The organism is Streptomyces sp. NPDC006339, assembly GCF_040612775.1.
Classification (GTDB): Bacteria; Actinomycetota; Actinomycetes; order Streptomycetales; family Streptomycetaceae; genus Streptomyces.
This window is the reverse complement of the sequence record NZ_JBEXQW010000006.1, coordinates 151428-171722: the sequence shown is the minus strand read 5'-3', so window position 1 is coordinate 171722 and position 20295 is coordinate 151428. Positions and strand designations below refer to the sequence as shown.

The following is a 20295-nucleotide window of genomic DNA, read 5'->3' as shown; positions in this document are numbered from 1 at the left end:
GGCTGGACTGTAGGAACGCTTCACTGACATCTTGTGTCAGTGAAGTCCAGCCGTCTTCTGACGATCCTGCTGCTCCTCCAGACCCGTGGCCGGATGACCGCCGCCCAGCTCGCCGAGGAGCTGGAGGTCTCCGTCCGCACCGTCTACCGGGACGTCGAAGCGCTGCACGCCGCCGGAGTGCCGCTCTACGGCGACGCCGGGCACCGCGGCGGCTACCGGCTGCTGGCCGGTCACCGCAACCGGCTCACCGGCCTGTACGCGCGCGAGGCCGAGGCCCTGGTGCTGGCCGGGCTCCCGGCCGCCGCCGACGAGCTCGGGCTCGGCGGGCACTTCGCCGACGCCCGGCTGAAACTGCGGGCCGCCCTGCCCGAACCGCTGCGCGAGCACGTCGACCGGCTCCGGGCCCGCTTCCACATCGACGCGCCCGGCTGGTACGCCCAGGACACCGGCGCGCCCTTCCTGCCGCAGGTCGCCGACGCCGTCCGCGCGGGCCGCGTGCTCGCCGTCCGCTACCGCCGCTGGAAGGAGCCGACCGACGTCGACCGGCGCCTGGAGCCGTACGGGCTGGTGCTCAAGGCGGGCCGCTGGTACCTGGTCGCCGGGCCCGGCCCCCGTACGTACCGGGTCGACCAGATCCTGGACCTCACCGTCACCGACGAGGAGGCCGTCGTGCCCGAGGGCTTCGACCTGGCCGCCCACTGGCGGGCGAGCCAGGAGGACTTCCACGCCCGGCTGCACCGGGGCGAGGCCGTCGTCCGGATCTCCCCGCGCGGCGCCACCCGGCTGACCGGCGCCGCCGCCCGCGCGCTCGCCGAGAACGGCACACCGGAACCCGACGGCTGGACCCGGGCCACCCTGCCCGTCGAAGGACCCGACCACGCCCACGACACCCTGCTCGCCCTCGGCACGGAGGTGGAGGTCCTCGCACCCGAGGACCTCCGCGAGCGGATCGCCGCCACCGTACGGACGCTGGCCGCGCGTTACGCCGGTGCCTGAACGGCCTTCGTCTGAACGCCCGTTGCTGGGGCGGGTGCCGGGGCCGGGGCCGTTGGTGCGGAGGCCGTTGGTGCGGAGGCCGTCGGGGCGAACGCCCGCGCCGCGTAGGCGGAAAAGTCGCGCGGCTCACGCCCGAGCACCCGCCGCACCCCGTCCGTCACCGGCGCGTTGTGCCCGTCGAGCAGCGCCGCGAACAGGCCGGCCAGCCAGGCCGCCTCCTCCTCCGGCACGCCGAACCCGGCCAGCATCCCGGCGAATTCGGCCTCACCCACGGGCACGTACACCACCTCACGGCCCGACGCGCGGGAGAGCTCCGCCGCCACCTCGGCGAAGGTCAGCGCCCGGGGCCCGGTCACCTCGTGGACCAGGCCCGCGTGCCCATCCCCGATCAGCGTCTCCACGACCACCTCCGCGAGGTGGTCCGCGTCGATGAACGGCTCCGCCGTGTTCCCCGCGGGAAAGGCGATCGTCCCGGCCGCGACGCCCTCGGCGAGCAGCCCCTCGTCGAAGTTCTGCGCGAAGAAGGAGGCCCGGACGACGGTGAGTTCGGACCCGGCGGCCCGGACCGGGCCGCGCAGCGCCTCCTCCGCGCGGACCGCCTCCGGCTCGCCCCGACCGGACAGCAGCGTGAGTCGCCGCAGCCCGTGCGCCGCCGCGAGCCCGCCGAAAGCCCGCAGTGCCTCCGGGGCGCCGGGAGCGGCGAGGTCGGGGTGGTAGTTCACGTACGCGGCGTCCGCGCCGTCCAGGGCCGGGCCCCAGGTGGCCGGGTCCTCCCAGTCGAAGCGGGTGCCGCCGGTGCGCGAACCCGCCCGCACCTCCATGCCGCGCTCGGAGAGACGCCGCGCCACCCGGCGCCCGGTCTTGCCGGTGGCGCCCGTGACCAGCACCGTCCACGAGTCGTTCGTGTCGTTCGTGTCGTTCTCGTTGTTCCTGCTGTTCGTGCTGTGCCTGGCGTTCCTGTTCGTCGTCATGGCTCAAGGCTCGTGGCGGGGGCGCCCGTTGCCCATGCTCCACCGGCTCACCCGCATACGCGTCCGTCTACGCTGCCGCCATGGACGCACTCGCCGGTCTCCTTGACGGGCCCCGCGCCAAGGGCGCCTTCGTCCTGCGCATGGTCATGGACCCACCCTGGTCCGTACGCATCGCGGACCGGGCGCCGCTGTGCCTGATGTGCGTCACCGACGGCGAGGCATGGATCGTGCCGGGCACCGGAGCGGCCGTCCTGCTGCGGCCCGGTGACCTCGCCATCGCCCGCGGCCCGGAGCCGTACACCGTCGCCCACACCGCCGACGCCCCGCCCACCGCCGTCATCGGCCCCGGCGGCCACTGCACCACCCTGAGCGGCGAACCGCTCGCCGAGTCGATGAGCCTGGGCGTACGGACCTGGGGCAACGCCCCCGACGGCGCCACCACCGTCCTCGTCGGCACCTACCAGTTGGCCGGTGAGGTCAGCCGGCGGCTGCTGGACGCGCTGCCCGGCCTGCTCCACCTGCCGGCGGACGTGTGGCGGTGTCCGCTGATGCCCTTCCTCGCGGAGGAGATCTCCCGGGACGAACCGGGCCAGAGCGTCGTCCTCGACCGGGTCCTCGACCTGCTGCTCATCGCCGCCGTCCGCGCCTGGTTCGCCCGGCCCGGGGCCGCCGCGCCCGCCTGGTACCGGGCGATGGGCGACCCCGTGGTCGGCCGGGCCCTGCGGCTCATGGAGGACGAACCGGCCCGGCCGTGGACGGTCGCCTCCCTCGCCGACGAGGCCGGCGTCTCGCGGGCGGCACTGGCCCGCCGCTTCACCGACCTGGTGGGGGAGCCCCCGATGGCGTACCTCACCGGACGGCGTCTCGCCCACGCCGCCGATCTGCTGCGGCAGTCGGACGCGACCGTGGAGTCCGTCGCCCGCCGGGTCGGCTACAGCAGTGCCTTCGCGCTGAGCGCCGCCTTCAAGCGGGTCCGCGGGATCAGCCCGCAGGAGTACCGCGGCCGCGGGTGACCCGTTCGGCCGACACACCTCAGGGCAGCGCTTGCCGGACCGGCAAGTTTTCTCGCGTACGCGGCAGGGGCGTCGCACGCTGTCCCCATGAGCACAAACGAGCACACCTCCCAGGGGCACGCCCACGACCGCCAGGCGCACCACGGCGGCCACGGACCCGGCACGGGCCACGGACCCGGCAAGAGCCATGGATCGGGCACAGGGCATGGGCACGCCCCGGGGCATGGGCACGGCCACGGGCACGGCCACGACGGATCCGACCTCGACTGGGCCGCGATGGCCTCGCTGCTCACCCAGCAGGCGGAGACCCAGAGCCCGCTCTACGCGGAGGCCGCCGCCTGGCTCGCCTCGCTCGCCCCCGCGGCCTCGGTCCGCCGAATCCTGGACTTCGGCAGCGGGCCCGGGGTCGTCACCGTCCTGCTCGCCGAGGCGTTCCCCGAGGCGGAGGTCGTCGCCGTCGACGCGACCCCCGAACTCCTCGCGCTCGCCCGCGAGCGGGCCGACGCCCGGGGCGTCGGCGACCGGGTGAGCACCCTGCGCGCCGAACTGCCCGAGGACTTCGGCGCCCTGGGCACCGCCGACCTCATCTGGGCCAGCAACTCGCTGCACCACATCGGCGACCAGCGGGCCGCCCTCGCCGCCTTCGCGGACGTGCTGAACCCGGGCGGCCTCATCGCCCTCGCCGAGGGCGGGCTGCCCTCCCGCCATCTGCCGTGGAACCAGGGCGTCGGCCGTCCCGGCCTGGAGGCGCGGCTCGACGCGGCCAACGCCGACTGGTTCGGCGAGATGCGGGCCGGGCTGCCCGACACCAAGGAGGAGATCGACGACTGGGGCGCCCTCCTCGCCGACGCCGGGCTGACCCCGAGCGGCACCCGCAGCTTCCTCTGCGACGTCCCCGCCCCGCTGCCGGCCGCCGTGCGCGAACAGGTCGTCGCCCACTACACGCGGCTGCGGGAAGGGCTGGCCGAGCGCATCGCCGACGACGACCGCGCCGCCGTCGACCGGCTGCTCGACCCGGCGGAGCCGCTCTCCCTGCACGCCCGCCCGGACGTCTTCCTGCTCACCGCCCGCACCGTCCACACGGGCCGCAAGGCGAAGTGAGCCGCAGGCCGGTCCCGGTCGGTCCCGGTCGGTCCCGGTCGGGTGCCGGTCGGTCCCGGTCGGGTGCCGGCTCAGGCGCCGGCGTTGAACCCGGCCGGGTCCGGGCCGAGCCGGCGGCCCTCGTCGAGCGCGGCGACGGCCGCCAGGTCCTCGGCGTCCAGCTCGAAGTCGAAGACGTCGATGTTCTCCCGGATACGGGACGGCGTCACCGACTTCGGGATCACCACGTTCCCGATCTGGAGGTGCCAGCGCAGCACCACCTGGGCCGGAGTACGGTCGTGCTTCCGCGCGATGGCGACGATCGCCGGGACCTCCAGGAGGCCCTTGCCCTGGCCGAGCGGCGACCACGCCTCCGTGGCGATGCCGAGACGGGCGTGCGCCTCGCGGGAGGCGGACTGCTGGAGCTGCGGGTGCAGCTCGATCTGGTTCACGGCCGGCACCACGGAGGTCTCGCCGATCAGCCGCTCCAGGTGCTCCGGCAGGAAGTTGGAGACGCCGATGGCCCGGGCCCGGCCGTCGGCGAGGATCTTCTCGAAGGCGCGGTAGGTGTCGACGTACGCGTCCTTCGCCGGCACCGGCCAGTGGATCAGGTACAGGTCGACGAAGTCCAGGCCCAGCCTGGACAGGGAGGCGTCGAAGGCGCGCAGCGTCGAGTCGTAGCCCTGCTCGCTGTTCCACAGCTTGGTCGTGACGAAGAGCTCCTCGCGGGGGAGCCCCGAGGCGGCGAGGGCCTTGCCCGTGCCCGTCTCGTTCTCGTAGATGGCGGCCGTGTCGATGGAGCGGTAGCCGGCCTCCAGGGCCGTCGTCACGGCCTGCTCGGCCTCGTCGTCCGGCACCTGCCAGACGCCGAAGCCGAGCTGCGGCATCCGTACGTCGTTGTTCAGGGTGAGGAAGGGCACCTTGCTGTCCGTGCTCACGAGGGGTCGTTCCTATCGTCGTCGCGGTTCACTCCACCCAGCCTCAACGATCACGACCCCGATCGCATTCCGCCGGGCCGGAGAAATTGCCACGGGAGCCGGAGCGGGAGCGGGGACCGGGGACCGGGGTTGCGGTGTGTGGGCACGGCCGAGGCCGGAGCCAGAGCAGGGCCCGCCCCCCGGCCCGCCCCTCAGCGGTACAGCGCCTCGACCTCCGCCGCGTACGCCTGCTCGATCGCCTTCCGCTTCAGCTTCAGGGACGGGGTGAGGAGCCCGTGCTCCTCGCTGAACGGGTGCGCCAGAATCCGGAAGGTGCGGATCGACTCGGCCTGCGACACCAGCGTGTTGGCCGCCACGACCGCCCGCCGGATCTCCGTCTCCAGAGCCGGGTCGTGCACCAGCTCCGCCGGCGGCAGCGGCGGCCGGTGCTGCATCGCCAGCCAGTGCTCCACCGCCTCCTGGTCCAGCGTCACCAGCGCCGCCACATACGGACGGTCGTTGCCCACCACGATGCACTGCGCCACCAGCGGATGCGCCCGCACCCGCTCCTCCAGACCCGCCGGCGACACGCTCTTGCCGCTCGCGGTCACCAGGATCTCCTTCTTGCGCCCGGTGATCGTCAGATAGCCGTCCTCGTCGAGCGCGCCCAGGTCACCCGTCGCCAGCCAGCCGTCGTTGAGCACCGCGCCGGTCGCCTGCGGATTGTTGAGATACCCGGAGAAGATGTGGCCGCCGTGCAGCCACACCTCGCCGTCCTCCGCGATGTGCACCGTCGTCCCCGGCACCGGCTGCCCGACCGTCCCGTACTTGGTGCGCTCCGGCGGGTTCGCCGTCGCCGCCGCCGAGGACTCCGTCAGGCCGTACCCCTCGAAGATCGTGACGCCCGCGCCCTCGAAGAAGAGGCCCAGCCGCCGGTCCATGCCCGAGCCGCCCGACATCGCGTGCCGCACCCGGCCGCCGAGCGCCTCCCGGACCTTCCCGTACACCGTCTTCTCGAAGAACTGGTGCTGCATCCGCAACGCCGCCGACGGCCCGGGACCGAGGCCGAAGGCCCTGTGCTCCAGGGCCTCCGCGTACTTCACCGCCACGTCCACGGCCTTGTCGAACGCGCCCCGCTTCCCCTCCGCCTCGGCCCTGCGGCGGGCCGCGTGGAAGACCTTCTCGAAGACGTACGGCACCGCGAGGACGAAACTCGGCCGGAACGCCCGCAGGTCCGGCAGCAGCTCGGAGGCCGCGAGGACCGGCTGGTGGCCCAGCTTCACCCCGCCCCGGATCGCCGCCACCTCCACCATCCGCCCGAAGACGTGCGCGAGCGGCAGGAAGAGGAGGGTGGACGCCTCGTCGCCGGGCCGGGAGTGGAAGACCGGCTCCCAGCGGCCGATCAGCATGTCCGTCTCGAACATGAAGTTGGAATGGGTGATCACACAGCCCTTGGGCCGGCCCGTCGTGCCGGAGGTGTAGATCACCGTCGCCACCGACTCGGGGGTCACGGCCTTCCGGTGCCGGTGCACCACGTCCTCGTCGATGTCCGCGCCCGCCGCCATCAGCTCCGCGACCGCGCCCTCGCCGGCGTCCAGTTGCCACAGGCGCTGCAGCCGGGGCAGCCGGTCGATCACCGAACCGATCGTCATCGCGTGGTCCTCGTGCTCCACCACGCACGCCGTGACCTCGGCGTCGTGCAGCATCCAGTAGACCTGTTCGGTGGAGGAGGTGGGGTACACCGGGACCGGCTGCGCGCCGAGCGTCCACAGCGCGAAGTCGAAGAGCGTCCACTCGTAGCGGGTACGCGCCATGATCGCGACCCGGTCGCCGAACCGCACGCCCTGCGCGATCAGCCCCTTCGCCAGCGCCAGGACCTCGTCCCGGAACTCCGCGGCCGTCACGTCCCGCCACCGGCCCGCCGCGTCCTTGCGGCCGAGCGCGACCCGGTCCGGCTGCCGCTCCGCGTGGTCGAACACGGCGTCCGCCAGACCGCCGACCTGAGGCGCCGCCTCGACGGGCGGCACGGTGAACTCGCGCACTGACCTGCTCCCTCCCCCGTTCGGCGTCGCGCTCCGCACGGCGCCGGTGAACCTACCCCAGACCGCAGCGCGGCGGGAGAACCTTCACCAAGCCGCGACAATGCACGTATCCACAGGTCAGCAAGGGAAAACGGGCAAGTGAACGGTTCGCGGGGTTCGCCGCCGGACCGCCGCGGTACGGGGGCGGCCGGAATCTCCACGGAATCTGTGCAGAGCGCTCACCCGGGCCGGTGGGGGCACCCGGGCGGGTGAGGTCATCCGGGCCGGTGGGGCATCCGGGCCGGTGGGGCATCCGGGCGGGTGGGGCATCCGGGCGGGTGGGGGCACCCGGGCCGGTGGGGTTGTCCGGGCCGATGGGCGGCGGGGTGCGGGGCGGGCGCGCGGCGCCCGCGCATCCGGTGCGCCGTCAGCGCGGGCGGTGGAGGCGGTCGCCGCCCGCCAGGATCGCCGAGGCCAGCGCGTCCGCCGCGTCCTGCGTCGCCCCGCGCCGCCGCCCCTTGCGCAGGACGAAGTCCACGGCACCGAGCTCGGGGAGCCCCGCGCGGGCCGGGAGCTCGACGAGACCGGGCGGTACGAGACCACGGGTGTGCGCCATCACGCCGAGCCCCGCCCGCGCCGCCGCCACATTGGCGCTCAGGCTGGAACTCGTACAGGCGATCCGCCACGACCGCCCCTGCGCCTGGAGCGCCTCCAGGGCGCGGGCCCGCGTGATACCCGGCGGCGGATAGACGATCAGCGGCACCGGGCGGTCCGGGTCGAGCCGCAGCCGCGGCGCGCCGATCCACACCAGGACGTCCTGCCAGACCAGCTCGCCCTCGCTCGCGCCCTCGCTGTCGCTCTCGCCGCCGCCGCGCCGCTTGGCCAGTATCAGATCGAGCCGCCCCGCCTCCAGACGGGACTGGAGCGTGCCGGACAGCTCGACCGTCAGCTCCAGGTCGACCTCCGGATGCTCGCGCCGGAACGCCTCCAGAATCTCCGGCAGCCGGGTGGTGACGAAGTCCTCCGAGGCGCCGAAGCGCAGCCGGCCGCGCAGCCGCGTCCCGGTGAAGAAGGTCGCCGCCCGCTCGTGCGCCTCCAGGATCGTGCGGGCGAAGCCGAGCATCGCCTCGCCGTCCTCGGTCAGCTCCACTCCGTGGGTGTCGCGGACGAAGAGCGGCCGGCCGGTCGCCCCCTCCAGCCGCCGCACATGCTGGCTGACGGTCGACTGGCGCAGCCCGAGCCGCCGGGCGGCCTGGGTGAAGCTCAGGGTCTGGGCGACGGCGAGGAAGGTGCGTAGCTGCGTCGGCTCGTACACGCCTCCGACGCTACCGCCCGCCCTCGGCCGCTGTCATCGCGTTCCGTGATGACAGTCAGTGCGCTGTACGGGATTCCCGATCGCGGGGGCGTCCACCAGGATGGACGCCATGAGCTCCCGCACGTCCCGCGGCTCCCGCGGCCCCCTCCTGCCGTCCTGGCTGCCGATCGACCCGTACATCCTGGCGCTGGTCGGCACCGTCGGGCTCGCCGCGCTGCTGCCCGCCTCCGGGACGGCGGCGACGGTCGCGAACGGCGCCGCCACGGGAGCCGTCGCGCTGCTCTTCTTCCTCTACGGGGCGCGGCTCTCCACCCGCGAGGCGTGGGACGGGCTGAAGCACTGGCGGCTGCACACCACCGTCCTCGCCTGCACCTTCCTGGTCTTCCCGCTGCTCGGCCTGGCGGCCGCGGCGCTCGTACCGACCGTCCTCACCGCCGACCTGTACAGCGGATTCCTCTTCCTCTGTCTGGTTCCGTCCACCATCCAGTCCTCGATCGCCTTCACCTCGATGGCCCGGGGCAACGTGCCCGCCGCCATCTGCGCCGGCTCCTTCTCCTCCCTCGCCGGCATCCTCCTCACCCCGCTGCTCGCCGCCCTGCTCCTCGGCAGCGGCGCGGGCGGCTTCTCCGCGGACTCGCTGGTCAAGATCGTGGTCCAGCTCCTCGTGCCCTTCCTGGCGGGGCAGTTCCTGCGCCGCTGGATCGGCGGATTCGTCACTCGGCACAAGAAGGTGCTCGGTCGCGTCGACCGCGGCTCGATCCTGCTCGTCGTCTACACCGCCTTCAGCGCGGGCATGACCGGGGGCGTCTGGGAGCTGGTCACCCCGGCCAGGCTCGGACTGCTGCTCCTCGTGGAGGCGGTGCTGCTCGCCGCCATGCTGGCGCTGACCTGGTACGGGGCGCGATGGCTCGGGTTCGGGCGGGAGGACCGGATCGCCATCCAGTTCGCCGGCTCCAAGAAGAGCCTGGCGGCCGGTCTGCCGATGGCGAGCGTGCTCTTCGGCGCGCAGGCCGCGCTCGCGGTGCTGCCGCTGATGCTCTTCCACCAGATGCAGCTCATCGTCTGCGCCGTGATCGCCCGCCGCCGGGCCCGCGACCCCGAGACGGCGGGGGAGGCGGGGGCGGCGGGGGAGACCGTCGCGGCCGGCGCCGGGGCGGGGACCGGCGGCACTGACGGGAGCGCCGAGCCCGTGCCGGCGGCGGGGGCCGAAGGGCTGCGGGGGCGGTGAAGCAGGCGGGGCGCCGGGCCATGCCGGGGCGATGTCGCGCGGTAGGCCGCGCCCGGGCCGGTGGGGCGCGCTCGACGTGATGGACCGAGTCCGCGCGGGAGCGGTGCCTGGCGGAGCCGGTGTCTCCGTCCGGGGCGCCCGGGGCAGAGACTGATCGTGGGGAAGTCCAACGGTTTTGCTCGTCGCGACGTAGACTTCCGGCCATGGCCGCCCACACCCCGCCCGCCCCCCGCGCCCTCGCCGACCTGCCGAGCTGGCTCCTCGGTCGCGCGGCCACCCGGGGCCGCGGGCTCGTCGCCGCCGCCCTCGTCGGCGAGGGCATGCGGATGTGGCACCACGCCGTGCTCGCCGCCGTCGCCGAACGCGGGCCCGTCGCCCAGGCGGAACTCGGCCGCAGCCTCGCCATCGACCCCAAGGACATGGTCGGCGTCCTCAACGACCTCCAGACCGACGGCTACGTCAGCCGCGCCCCCGACCCCCACGACCGGCGCAAGAACGCCATCACCGCCACCCCCGACGGTCTGCGCCTCCTCGAGCGCTGCCGCCGCCTCGCGGACCGCGCCAACGAGGAGCTCCTCGCCCCCCTCGAACCCGCCGAACGCGACCGGTTCCTCGCGATGCTCCGCCGTATCGCCCTCGAACCCGCCGACGCCGTTGGCGGGATCACACCGCCGCCCGCCCCGCGGTGATCATCGGGGCCGATACGGTGCTCCCATGCCCGCACTCGATCCCGACCGCACCGCGCTCGTCCTCGTCGACCTGATGGAACGCATGGTCGCGCTGCCGCTCGCGCCCCGCCCCGGCACCGACGTCCTCGACGCGGCCGGCCGGCTCGCCGGCACCTTCCGCGCCGCTGGCGCGCCCGTCGTCCACATCCGGGTCGAACGACCGGGCGTCGACACCCAGCCGCCCGGCAGCGACCTCGTCGCCGAACTCGTCCACGACGGCGACGACGTCGTCGTCAAGCGCACGATCGGCGGCTTCCAGGACACCGGGCTGCACGCGCTCCTCAGCGGCCGTGGCGTGTCCACCCTCGTCTTCGGCGGCATCGCCACCAACCTCGGCGTCGAGTCCACCGCCCGCGCCGCCGCCGACCTCGGCTACGACCTCGTCTTCGCCGAGGACGCCATGACCGCCCTCACCGCCGACGAGCACCACGCCTCCGTCCGACTGGACTTCCCGCGCCTCGGCACCGTCGCCACCACCGGCGCGATCACCCTCGGCGGCGCCGCATGACCCGCGTGCCGATACGGTACGGGGCCCGCCCCTGCTCCCTCGTCGTCTGCCGCGGCTGCTGCTGCGGCGACGCCCGGAAGAACCCCGGCATGGACCACGCCGGCCAGCTCGCCCGCCTCAAGGAGGCCGCGGCGGCCTCCGGCGGCCGGCTCGTCGTCCGTACCAGCGACTGCCTCGGACCCTGCGCCCAGGCCAACGTGCTCGTGGTCCAGCCGTCCACCGAAGGGCGCCGCCGGGGCGGCCGGGCCGCCTGGATCGGCTGGAGCGCCGACCACGACTGCCTCGACGACGTCCTCGCCTGGACCGCGGCGGGCGGCCCCGGAATCGCCCCGCCCCCGGCCACGCTCGAACTCCAGATGATCGACCCGCCCCGTAACTGAGCCGCCCCGCAAGCTCCGGAAGGCCCCGCAAGCTCCGGAAGACACCCCGCCAGATACGCCAGATATGCCAGATACGGAAGACTCGGCCTAAGGCACCCGGTCCAGATCGATCCGGTGCTCACCCGCGTACACGTTCATGTCCTGTCCGCGCAGGAAACCGACCAGGGTGAGCCCGGACTCGACCGCCAGGTCCACCGCCAGCGACGACGGCGCCGACACCGCCGCGAGCACCGGAACGCCCGCCATCACCGCCTTCTGCGCCAGCTCGAACGAGGCCCGCCCGGACACCAGCAGCACCGCCCGCTCCAGCGGCAGCAGGCCCTCCCGCAGCGCCCGCCCCACGAGCTTGTCCACGGCGTTGTGCCGGCCCACGTCCTCCCGTACGTCGAGCAGCTCGCCCTCCTCCGAGAAGAGCGCCGCCGCGTGCAGGCCGCCGGTCCGGTCGAAGACCCGCTGCGCCGCCCGCAGCCGGTCCGGCAGCTCCGCGAGGAGGGCGGGCGCGAGGCGCAGCGGGGGAGTGTCGGCGATCGCGAAGCGGGCCGTGGTGCGGACCGCGTCCAGGCTCGCCTTGCCGCACAGACCGCAGGACGAGGTGGTGTAGACGTTGCGCTCCAGCGTGATGTCGGGGACCGCCACCCCGGGCGCCAGTTGCACGTCCACCACGTTGTACGTGTTGGAGCCGTCCTCCGTCGCCCCCGCGCAGTACACGATGTTCCGCACGTCGGAGGCGGACGCGAGCACACCCTCGCTCACCAGGAAACCCGCCGCCAGCGCGAAGTCGTCACCCGGCGTGCGCATGGTGATCGCGATCGGCCGGCCGTTCAGCCGGATCTCCAGCGGCTCCTCCGCCACCAGCGTGTCCGGCCGCGTGCTCACCGCCCCGCCCCTGATGCGCACCACACGTCGTCGCTCGGTGACCCGTCCCATGGTCGCTGCACTCGTTTCTGTCCGTGCGGGACGTCACCGTCCCCGCGGAACGCCCCCAGGGGCCTGACCGGCCCATTCTCCTCTTGTCACGGTCGAACAGGCACTTCGGGTGAATCTTGGTGGTTTACGTCACCTGTTACCCATGAGTCGCTGGCGAGACTGGGTGGTCCTGCCGTACGAACGAACCGACGAACGAACCACCTAGGGGGCCCCGGGCATGACGGGCACACGAATCGCCGCGCTCGGGCACTACCAGCCCGCCAAGGTGCTCACCAACGACGACCTCGCCGGCCTCGTCGACACCAGCGACGCGTGGATCACCAGCCGGGTCGGCATCCGCACCCGGCACGTCGCCGGGCCCGAGGAGCCGGTCGACGAACTCGCCGCGCACGCCGCCGGCAAGGCCCTCGCCGCCGCCGGGCTCGCTCCCGGCGACATCGACCTGGTGCTCGTCGCCACGTCCACCGCGATCGACCGTTCGCCGAACACCGCCGCGCGCGTCGCGGCCCGCCTCGGCATGGCCTCGCCCGCCACCATGGACCTCAACGTGGTCTGCGCCGGTTTCACGCACGCCCTCGCCACCGCCGACCACGCGATCCGGGCCGGCGCCGCCCGCCGCGCGCTCGTCATCGGCGCCGACAAGATGACCGACGTGACGGACTGGACCGACCGCACGACCTGCGTGCTCGTCGGCGACGGCGCGGGCGCCGCGGTCGTCGAGGCGACGGAGACCGACACCGGAGCCATCGGCCCCGTCCTGTGGGGCTCGGTCCCCGAGATGGGCCACGCCGTCCGCATCGAGGGCACCCCGCCGCGCTTCGCCCAGGAGGGCCAGGCCGTCTACCGCTGGGCCACCCAGCGGCTCCCGGCGCTCGCCCGGCAGGTCTGCGAACGCTCCGGCACGGCCCCCGAGGAGCTGGCCGGCGTGGTGCTGCACCAGGCCAACCTGCGGATCGTCGAGCCGCTCGCCGCGAAGATCGGCGCGGTCAACGCCGTCGTCGCCCGCGACGTCGTCGACTCCGGCAACACCTCGGCCGCCTCCGTCCCGCTCGCCCTGTCCAAGCTCCTCGAACGCGGCGAACTCCCCTCCGGCGCCCCGGTCCTGCTCTTCGGCTTCGGCGGAAACCTCTCGTACGCGGGGCAGGTCGTCCGCGTGCCGTGACGGGCGGGAGGGGCGAGCGGGGGGTGCGGAACCCCCTGTCAGCGCAGCCGACGAGCCCACGACGACGGTTGACCCGTTCGGCGGAGCCCGGTGGCGGGGTGTGCGGTGCGCGCCTAGCTTCGAACGCGGCGAGGGTCTGCTTCTCCGGCTCCTCTGCGGAGGCCCTCCGCCCGTCCGCACTCGCGTGATCTGGAGGACCCCCATGCGCGCGATACGCGCCGCCGCCCCGGCGGTCCTGCTCGGCCCCCTCGCTGCCGTCGCCCTCATGCTGTCCGGGCCCGCGGCGGTGGCCGACGAGGTCGGCCCGGACGACGGCGGCCTGCCCGCCTCGGACGCCGGTCTCCCCGCGGAAGGAGACGAAGGCGGCTTCCCGGAGGAGGGCACCGGGCACGGCATCACCTCCTTCGGCTTCTCGGTCACGCCCTCGACCGTCGCCCCCGGTGGCACCGTCACGCTGAAGTCCGACGGCTGCGAGGTGCCCACCGTGACCGTCGAGTCCGGTGTCTTCGACCCGGTCACCCTGACCGAGGGCCGCCCGGGCACCGCCACCGTCGACGCCGACGCCAAGGTCGGCGCGCAGTACGAGGTCACCTTCGACTGCAAGGGCGAGCGCGGCACCACCACCCTCACCATCGCGGGCGGCGGCCACCCGACCGGCCACCCGACCGGCCATCCGACCGGTCACCCGACGGGGCATCCCACCCCGCACCCCACCCCGCACCCCACCGTCGCCCCGAAGGGCGTGAAGGCGGGCTTCGGCACCGGCTCCGACGAGGAGGCCGGCACCGCCGAGGTGGTCACCGGCACCGCGCTCATCGCCGGCGCGCTCGGCGCCGCCGTGGTGCTGGTCCGCCGCCGGGGCGCCGGGACCTGAGACGGCTCCTCCGCCCCGGTGTGACGAGGTCCGGGGCGGAGGAGCGCCACACGAGAAGAAGGCACGGCACGTCGGCACGGCAGGTCGGCGCGATGAGACGGTACGACGAGACGGCACCGCGAGACGGCATCACGAGGAGAGGGCGGGACGGACGTGTGGGGCGCGAGCGGACCGACGGGCGGCCGACCGGGACGGCCCGGCGCGTGGGGGCTCGTCGCCGTCGTCCTCCTGGTCGGCGTGCACCTCGTACGCGGCGGGGCGGGGGAGTGGCCGGCCGAGGGCCCGCCGCAGCCGGCCGCCGTCGCGGCCCCCGGCCGGGGCGCCGCCGGCACCGGAGCCGCACCCGATCCGCTGCCCGCGTCGCCGCCCCTCCGGGTCCGCGTGCCCGCCGTCAGGATCGACGCCTCCGTGACCCGGGTGGGCCTGGACGGCGACGGCTGGATCGAAGCCCCGCCCCCACCCGAGCCGAGCCCGTCGGAGCGGGGCCCATCCGAGCCGCGTCCGTCCGAGCCGGGCCCAGCCGGCTGGTTCACCGCCTCCGTCACGCCGGGCGAGCGCGGCACCGCCGTCGTCGTCGGCCATGTCGACACCCCGGCGGGCGGGCCGGCCGTCTTCTACGACCTCGGCGCGGTCGTCCGGGGGCAGCGCGTCGAGGTCGCCCGTGCCGACGGACGGACGGCGGTGTTCACCGTGTACGGCATCGAGGTCGTCCCGCTGGACGACTTCCCCTCCGAGCGGATCTACGGCTCCACCGGCGCCCCGGAACTCCGGCTGATCACCTGCGGCGGCCCGTACGCGCCGGGCGGGGGCTACGAGAGCAACCTCGTGGTCTCCGCCCGTCTGACCGAGGTGCGCTGAACCCCGCGCCGCTCTCTTTGCCGCACGATCCCCCACCTTTGTCCTCACCCGGGAAAAAGTCGGGACCGATTCCCGCGCAACTTCTTCCCACCCCGGGACACCGCTGCTACGTTCCCCTCGAAAGCCCGACAGGACGGCAGCGAAACGGCAGCGCATCGGCCAAGGGGAGGGGCGCGTGAGACGCATGACGGCACGACCTGCCAACGCCCACCAGGCGCGACTCCTCCGGCTGTTGCGCGACGGAGGACCCAACTCCCGCGCGCAGTTGGGCGATCAGATCGACCTCTCGCGCTCCAAGCTCGCCGTCGAGGTCGACCGGCTGCTCGACACCGGTCTCGTCGTCGCGGACGGCCTCGCCGCCTCGCGCGGCGGACGCCGCTCGCACAACATCCGGCTCGCGCCCGAACTCCGCTTCCTCGGCATCGACATCGGCGCCACCTCCATCGACGTCGCCGTCACCAACGCCGAGTTGGAGGTGCTCGGGCACCTCAACCACCCGATGGACGTCCGCGAGGGCCCCGTCGCGATCTTCGAACAGGCCCTGGCGATGGCGGCGAAGCTGCGCGCCTCCGGCCTCGCCGAAGGCTTCGACGGCGCCGGGATCGGCGTCCCCGGGCCCGTCCGCTTCCCCGAGGGCGTCCCGGTCGCCCCGCCGATCATGCCCGGCTGGGACGGCTTCCCGGTCCGGGAGGCGCTCAGCCAGGAACTCGGCTGCCCGGTCATGGTCGACAACGACGTGAACCTCATGGCCATGGGGGAGCAGCACGCCGGTGTCGCCCGTTCCGTCGGTGACTTCCTCTGCGTCAAGATCGGCACCGGCATCGGCTGCGGCATCGTCGTCGGCGGATCCGTCTACCGCGGTACGACCGGCAGCGCCGGCGACATCGGCCACATCCAGGTCGACCCCGGCGGCCGCCCCTGCGCCTGCGGCAACACCGGCTGCCTGGAAGCCCACTTCAGCGGCGCCGCCCTCGCCCGCGACGCCGAGGAGGCGGCGCGCGGCGGCCGGTCGGACGAGCTCGCCGCCCGCCTCGCGGCGGCCGGCCGGCTCACCGCCGTGGACGTCGCGGCGGCCGCGGCCGCCGGCGACGCCACCTCGCTCGCCCTCATCCGCGAGGGCGGCAACCGGGTCGGGCAGGTCATCGCCGGACTCGTCAGCTTCTTCAACCCCGGTCTGGTGGTGATCGGAGGCGGCGTCACCGGCCTCGGTCACCAGCTCCTCGCCAGTGTCCGCACCCAGGTCTACCGCCGGTCCCTCCCGCTGGCCACCGGCAACCTCCCCATCGTCCTCGGCGAGCTGGGCCACACCGCCGGCGTCATCGGCGCGGCCCGCCTGATCAGCGACCACGTCTTCTCGCCGGCGTAACAAGGGGCGGTGGACGGCCACCCGGGAACGGGTGCGCCCCCACCACCCACCGGCCCGCCGGTCGCGGGGCCGGCCCCGCGCCACCCCCTGCCACCGCACCGCCACGCCCCGCACCTCGCCGCCGCCCCACCCACCGCTCCGTACCCCCGTACCCCCGCAACCCCCATACCCCCGCGCGCCTCACCCGCCCCGCTGCCCCGCCCCGCCCCGCACCGCCCACTCGCCCAGGCGCCCGCCCGCACCCGCCGAGGGGATCCCCGCCATGCCTCAGGAACCGCCCCCGCCGACCTCGCCCCCGACCTCACCCCCGCCCCTGCTCACCATGTCCGGCATCACCAAGTCCTTCCCCGGCGTCCGCGCCCTCGACGGCGTCGACCTGGAGGTGCGCCCCGGCGAGGTGCACTGCCTCCTCGGCCAGAACGGCGCCGGGAAGTCCACGCTCATCAAGGTCCTCGCCGGCGCGCACCAGCCCGACGGAGGTGCCATCACCTGGTGCGGCGAACCGGTCCGCCTCCGCTCGCCCAGCGCCGCCGTGCGGCTCGGCATCGCCACCATCTACCAGGAGCTCGACCTCGTCGAAGGGCTCTCCGTCGCCGAGAACGTCCACCTCGGGCACGAGCCCACCGCCGCCGGCTTCGTCGTCCGCACCCGCCACGCCCGCGCCACCGCCGCCGCGCTGCTCGCCCGGCTCGGCCACCCCGAGATCGACCCCGCCCGCCTCGTCGGCGAACTCTCCGCCGCCCAGCGGCAGATCGTCTCCATGGCCAGGGCGCTGTCCCACGACGTACGCCTCATCGTGATGGACGAGCCGTCCGCCGCGCTCGACCCCGACGAGGTCGCCAACCTCTTCCGTATCGTCGAATCCCTCACCGCCGACGGGGTCGCCGTCGTCTACATCTCCCACCGCCTGGAGGAGATCCGCAGGATCGGCGACCGGGTCACCGTCCTCAAGGACGGCCGGGCCGTCGCCGGCGGCCTGCCCGCCGCCACCACCCCCACCCGCGAGATCGTCGCCCTGATGACCGGCCGGGACGTCCCGTACGTCTTCCCCGACCGGCCCGCCGAGCCACCCTCCGGCCCGCCCGTCCTCACGGTCGAACGGCTCACCCGCGCGGGCGAGTTCGCCCCGCTCGACCTGGAGGTGCGGCCCGGGGAGATCGTCGGCCTCGCCGGACTCGTCGGCTCGGGACGCTCCGAGATCCTGGAGACGGTCTACGGCGCCCGCCGGGCCACCGCCGGCCGGGTCCTCGTCGACGGGCGGCCCCTGCGCCCCGGCAGCGTCCGCGCCGCCGTCCGCGCCGGACTCGGCCTCGCCCCCGAGGAACGCAAGGCGCAGGCCCTGCTCCTGCTGGAGTCCGTCACCCGCAACGTCTCCGTGTCCTCCCTCGCCCGCTTCTCCCGCGCCGGGTGGATCGACCGCGCGGCCGAACGCACCGCGGCCCGCGCCGCCACCCGCTCCCTGTCGCTGCGCCCCGACCAGCCCGAGGCCCGCGTCCGCACCCTGTCCGGCGGCAACCAGCAGAAGGCCGTCCTCGCCCGCTGGCTGCTGCGCGGCTGCCGCGTGCTGCTGCTCGACGAGCCGACCCGCGGCGTGGACGTCGGCGCCCGCGCCGAGCTGTACGCCGTGATCCGCCGCCTCGCCGACGAAGGGCTCGCGGTGCTCCTCGTCTCCAGCGAGGTCCCCGAGGTCCTCGGCCTGGCCGACCGTGTCCTGGTCCTGCGCGAGGGCCGGGTCGTGCACACCGCACCCGCCCGCGACCTCGACGAACACCGCGTACTCGACCTCGTGATGGAAGGGAGCCCCGCGGCATGAGCCTGTCCACCGCCAAGTCCCCCGTGCGGGAGCACGGCCGGCGCCCACTCGGCCTCACACCCGACCTGCGCAACCTGTCCCTGCTGGGCGTGCTCGCCGCGCTGGTCGTGGTCGGCGGCCTCACCCGGCCCTCGGAGTTCCTGGCCACCTCCAACCTCCAACTCGTCCTCACCCAGGCGTCCGTGATCGGCGTCGTCACCGTCGGCATGACCTTCGTCATCACCAGCGGCGGCATCGACCTCTCCGTGGGCGCGATCGTCGCCCTCGCCTCGGTGTGGGCCACCACCGTCGCCACCCAGGAGTACGGCTTCGCGGGCATCCTCTTCACCGCCGTGGTCGTCGGGCTGGCCTGCGGTCTCGTCAACGGACTGCTCGTCGCGTACGGGCGGATGGTGCCGTTCATCGCGACCCTGGCCATGCTCGCCTCGGCCCGCGGCCTCGCCCTCCAGATCACCGACGGCCGCACCCAGATCGTCACCGTGCAGTCCGTGCTCGACCTCGGCGTCCCCGACGCGTACGTCCTCGGCATCCCGCCGCTCGTCCTCGTCTTCGCCGCGGTCACCGTCGCCGGATGGCTGATCCTCAACCGGACCACCTTCGGCCGCCGCACCGTCGCCGTCGGCGGCAACGCCGAGGCCGCCCGCCTCGCCGGCATCGACGTCCGCCGCCAGCGCCTCTACCTCTATCTGCTCTCCGGCCTGTGCTGCGGCATCGCCGCCTTCCTGCTGATCGTCCTGTCCGGCTCCGGACAGAACACCAACGGCAACCTGTACGAACTCGACGCCATCGCCGCCGCCATCATCGGCGGCACCCTCCTCAGCGGCGGCCGCGGCACCATCGTCGGCTCCGTCCTCGGCGTCCTCGTCTTCACCACGATCACCAACATCTTCGCCCTCAACAACCTCCAGAGCGACGTCCAGCAGATCGCCAAGGGCGCGATCATCGTCGCCGCCGTCCTGGTCCAGCGCCGCACCGCCCGCGACGCCGACGCCTGACCCCCGCCCGTCCCCGTTCGCCACGCCCGAAGGGTCGATCCGCCATGCCCGCATCCCGCACCGCGACCAGCACCGCGACCAGCCGCAGATCCCTCCTCCTCGGCGGCGCCGCCGTCTCCGCCGGCGCCCTGCTCACCGCCTGCACCAGCAACGAACCCAAGAGCCAGGCCCCGGCCGCCTCCGGCGCCCCCGTCGCCGACGACAAGCCCGGCACCCCCGTCACCATCGGCTTCGCCGGCCCCCAGGCCGACCACGGCTGGCTCAACGCCATCAACCAGAACGCCAAGAACCGCGCCGGGAAGTACGCGGACGTCACCCTGGAGATCACCGAGGGCTCCAACGACACCGCCACCCAGATCGGCCAGATCCAGACCCTCATCAACAAGAAGGTCGACGTCCTCGTCATCCTCCCCGCCGACGGCAAGGCCCTCACCCAGGTCGGCCTCCAGGCCATGAAGGCGGGCATCCCCGTCATCAACCTCGACCGGATCTTCGCCTCCCCACAGGCATACCGCTGCTGGATCGGCGGCGACAACTACGGCATGGGCCTCAACGCCGGCCGCTACATCGGCGAGAAACTCAAGGACAAGCCGAACGCCAAGGTCGTCGAACTCGCCGGCATGGACAGCCTGGAGCTCACCAAACAGCGCACCCAGGGCTTCGACGACGCCCTGAAGAACTACCCCAACATCACCAAGGTGGCCCGCCAGGCCGCCGACTTCACCGTCGAGTCCGGCCAGGCCAAGATGGCCCAGCTCCTCCAGGCACAGCCGAGCTTCGACGCGCTGTGGAACCACGACGACGACCAGGGCGTGGGCGCGCTCAGGGCCATCGCCCAGGCCGGCCGCAAGGACTTCCTCATGGTCGGCGGCGCCGGCGCCCGGTCCGCCATGGACGCCATCAAGGCGGACGACGGCGTGCTCAAGGCCACCGTCCTCTACCCGCCCACCATGGCCGCCTCCGCGATCGACCTGGCCCGCGCCCTCGGCCAGAAGAAGGGCGTCGGCGGCATGGCGGAGCTGGAGATCCCCGCCTCGATCACCCTCTACTCCGCCGTCGTCACCAAGGAGAACGTCGACGAGTACCTGCCGACCGGCTTCAACTGACCGACGGCGCACGGAGCGAAGGGCCGGTGACCGGCGG

Annotated in this window: 19 protein-coding genes; 14 read left to right on the top strand and 5 right to left on the bottom strand. The window is 74.1% G+C overall.

The window, feature by feature from the left end; all coding sequences use genetic code 11:
- The first annotated feature begins 39 nt into the window (after positions 1–39).
- Positions 40–996, top strand: a complete 957-nt coding sequence (locus ABZ135_RS06990) for a YafY family protein (protein WP_356692603.1) — start codon at positions 40–42, stop codon at positions 994–996.
- On the opposite strand, the gene ABZ135_RS06985 is transcribed toward ABZ135_RS06990, so the two are convergent.
- Positions 981–1967, bottom strand: a complete 987-nt coding sequence (locus ABZ135_RS06985) for an NmrA family transcriptional regulator (RefSeq protein ID WP_356692601.1) — start codon at positions 1965–1967, stop codon at positions 981–983. The genes ABZ135_RS06990 and ABZ135_RS06985 overlap by 16 nt on opposite strands.
- 80 nt (positions 1968–2047) lie before the next feature.
- Here ABZ135_RS06985 and ABZ135_RS06980 point away from each other — a divergent pair, with 80 nt between their 5' ends.
- Complete coding sequence (locus tag ABZ135_RS06980; RefSeq protein WP_356692599.1) at positions 2048–2980, top strand: AraC family transcriptional regulator; 933 nt, start codon at positions 2048–2050, stop codon at positions 2978–2980.
- Between the two features lie 87 nt (positions 2981–3067).
- Positions 3068–4081, top strand: coding sequence for a methyltransferase domain-containing protein (locus ABZ135_RS06975; protein WP_356692597.1), 1014 nt, complete (start codon positions 3068–3070; stop codon positions 4079–4081).
- Between the two features lie 71 nt (positions 4082–4152).
- On the opposite strand, the gene ABZ135_RS06970 is transcribed toward ABZ135_RS06975, so the two are convergent.
- The 3 genes from ABZ135_RS06970 to ABZ135_RS06960 all read right to left on the bottom strand — a co-directional run bounded on the left by ABZ135_RS06970 (position 4153) and on the right by ABZ135_RS06960 (position 8313).
- Positions 4153–4947 carry an aldo/keto reductase gene (locus ABZ135_RS06970; RefSeq protein ID WP_356692716.1) on the bottom strand — a complete coding sequence of 265 codons (795 nt, stop codon included), beginning with the start codon at positions 4945–4947 and terminating at the stop codon, positions 4153–4155.
- Positions 4948–5189: 242 nt separating this feature from the next.
- Positions 5190–7019 (bottom strand): AMP-dependent synthetase/ligase, encoded by a 1830-nt coding sequence (locus ABZ135_RS06965; RefSeq protein WP_356692595.1) that lies wholly within the window; start codon positions 7017–7019, stop codon positions 5190–5192.
- Positions 7020–7425: 406 nt separating this feature from the next.
- Positions 7426–8313, bottom strand: a complete 888-nt coding sequence (locus ABZ135_RS06960; protein ID WP_356692593.1) for a LysR substrate-binding domain-containing protein — start codon at positions 8311–8313, stop codon at positions 7426–7428.
- A 109-nt stretch (positions 8314–8422) separates the two neighbouring features.
- Here ABZ135_RS06960 and ABZ135_RS06955 point away from each other — a divergent pair, with 109 nt between their 5' ends.
- From ABZ135_RS06955 to ABZ135_RS06940, 4 genes are all read left to right on the top strand, one after another.
- Positions 8423–9541 carry a bile acid:sodium symporter family protein gene (locus tag ABZ135_RS06955; RefSeq protein ID WP_356692591.1) on the top strand — a complete coding sequence of 373 codons (1119 nt, stop codon included), beginning with the start codon at positions 8423–8425 and terminating at the stop codon, positions 9539–9541.
- Between the two features lie 203 nt (positions 9542–9744).
- The gene (locus ABZ135_RS06950; protein ID WP_356692589.1) at positions 9745–10230 is read left to right on the top strand and encodes a MarR family winged helix-turn-helix transcriptional regulator; all 486 of its coding nucleotides are present in this window, start codon (positions 9745–9747) and stop codon (positions 10228–10230) included.
- Between the two features lie 25 nt (positions 10231–10255).
- The gene (locus tag ABZ135_RS06945) at positions 10256–10777 is read left to right on the top strand and encodes an isochorismatase family protein (RefSeq protein ID WP_356692587.1); all 522 of its coding nucleotides are present in this window, start codon (positions 10256–10258) and stop codon (positions 10775–10777) included.
- On the top strand, positions 10774–11157 hold the full coding sequence (locus tag ABZ135_RS06940) for a (2Fe-2S) ferredoxin domain-containing protein (protein WP_356692585.1): 384 nt from the start codon (positions 10774–10776) through the stop codon (positions 11155–11157). Before ABZ135_RS06945 ends, ABZ135_RS06940 begins: the two co-directional genes overlap by 4 nt.
- A gap of 87 nt (positions 11158–11244) precedes the next feature.
- Here ABZ135_RS06940 and fdhD read toward each other — a convergent pair whose 3' ends face one another.
- A complete protein-coding gene (fdhD, locus tag ABZ135_RS06935; RefSeq protein ID WP_356692583.1) occupies positions 11245–12084 on the bottom strand; it encodes a formate dehydrogenase accessory sulfurtransferase FdhD in 840 nt (279 codons plus the stop codon).
- Positions 12085–12301: 217 nt separating this feature from the next.
- Between fdhD and ABZ135_RS06930 the strand changes: the two genes are divergently transcribed.
- The 7 genes from ABZ135_RS06930 (at position 12302) to ABZ135_RS06900 (ending at position 20258) form a co-directional block, all read left to right on the top strand.
- Complete coding sequence (locus ABZ135_RS06930; protein ID WP_356692581.1) at positions 12302–13246, top strand: beta-ketoacyl-ACP synthase III; 945 nt, start codon at positions 12302–12304, stop codon at positions 13244–13246.
- Between the two features lie 202 nt (positions 13247–13448).
- Positions 13449–14120, top strand: a complete 672-nt coding sequence (locus tag ABZ135_RS06925) for a hypothetical protein (protein WP_356692579.1) — start codon at positions 13449–13451, stop codon at positions 14118–14120.
- A gap of 153 nt (positions 14121–14273) precedes the next feature.
- On the top strand, positions 14274–14978 hold the full coding sequence (locus tag ABZ135_RS06920) for a class F sortase (protein WP_356692578.1): 705 nt from the start codon (positions 14274–14276) through the stop codon (positions 14976–14978).
- 184 nt (positions 14979–15162) lie between these two features.
- On the top strand, positions 15163–16344 hold the full coding sequence (locus ABZ135_RS06915) for an ROK family transcriptional regulator (RefSeq protein ID WP_356692576.1): 1182 nt from the start codon (positions 15163–15165) through the stop codon (positions 16342–16344).
- A gap of 262 nt (positions 16345–16606) precedes the next feature.
- Complete coding sequence (locus ABZ135_RS06910; protein ID WP_356692574.1) at positions 16607–18157, top strand: sugar ABC transporter ATP-binding protein; 1551 nt, start codon at positions 16607–16609, stop codon at positions 18155–18157.
- On the top strand, positions 18154–19152 hold the full coding sequence (locus ABZ135_RS06905; protein ID WP_356692572.1) for an ABC transporter permease: 999 nt from the start codon (positions 18154–18156) through the stop codon (positions 19150–19152). The genes ABZ135_RS06910 and ABZ135_RS06905 overlap by 4 nt, the downstream gene beginning before the upstream one ends.
- Before the next feature lie 44 nt (positions 19153–19196).
- Entirely contained in the window at positions 19197–20258 is a 1062-nt protein-coding gene (locus ABZ135_RS06900) for a substrate-binding domain-containing protein (protein ID WP_356692570.1), read from the top strand.
- Positions 20259–20295: the final 37 nt, after the last annotated feature.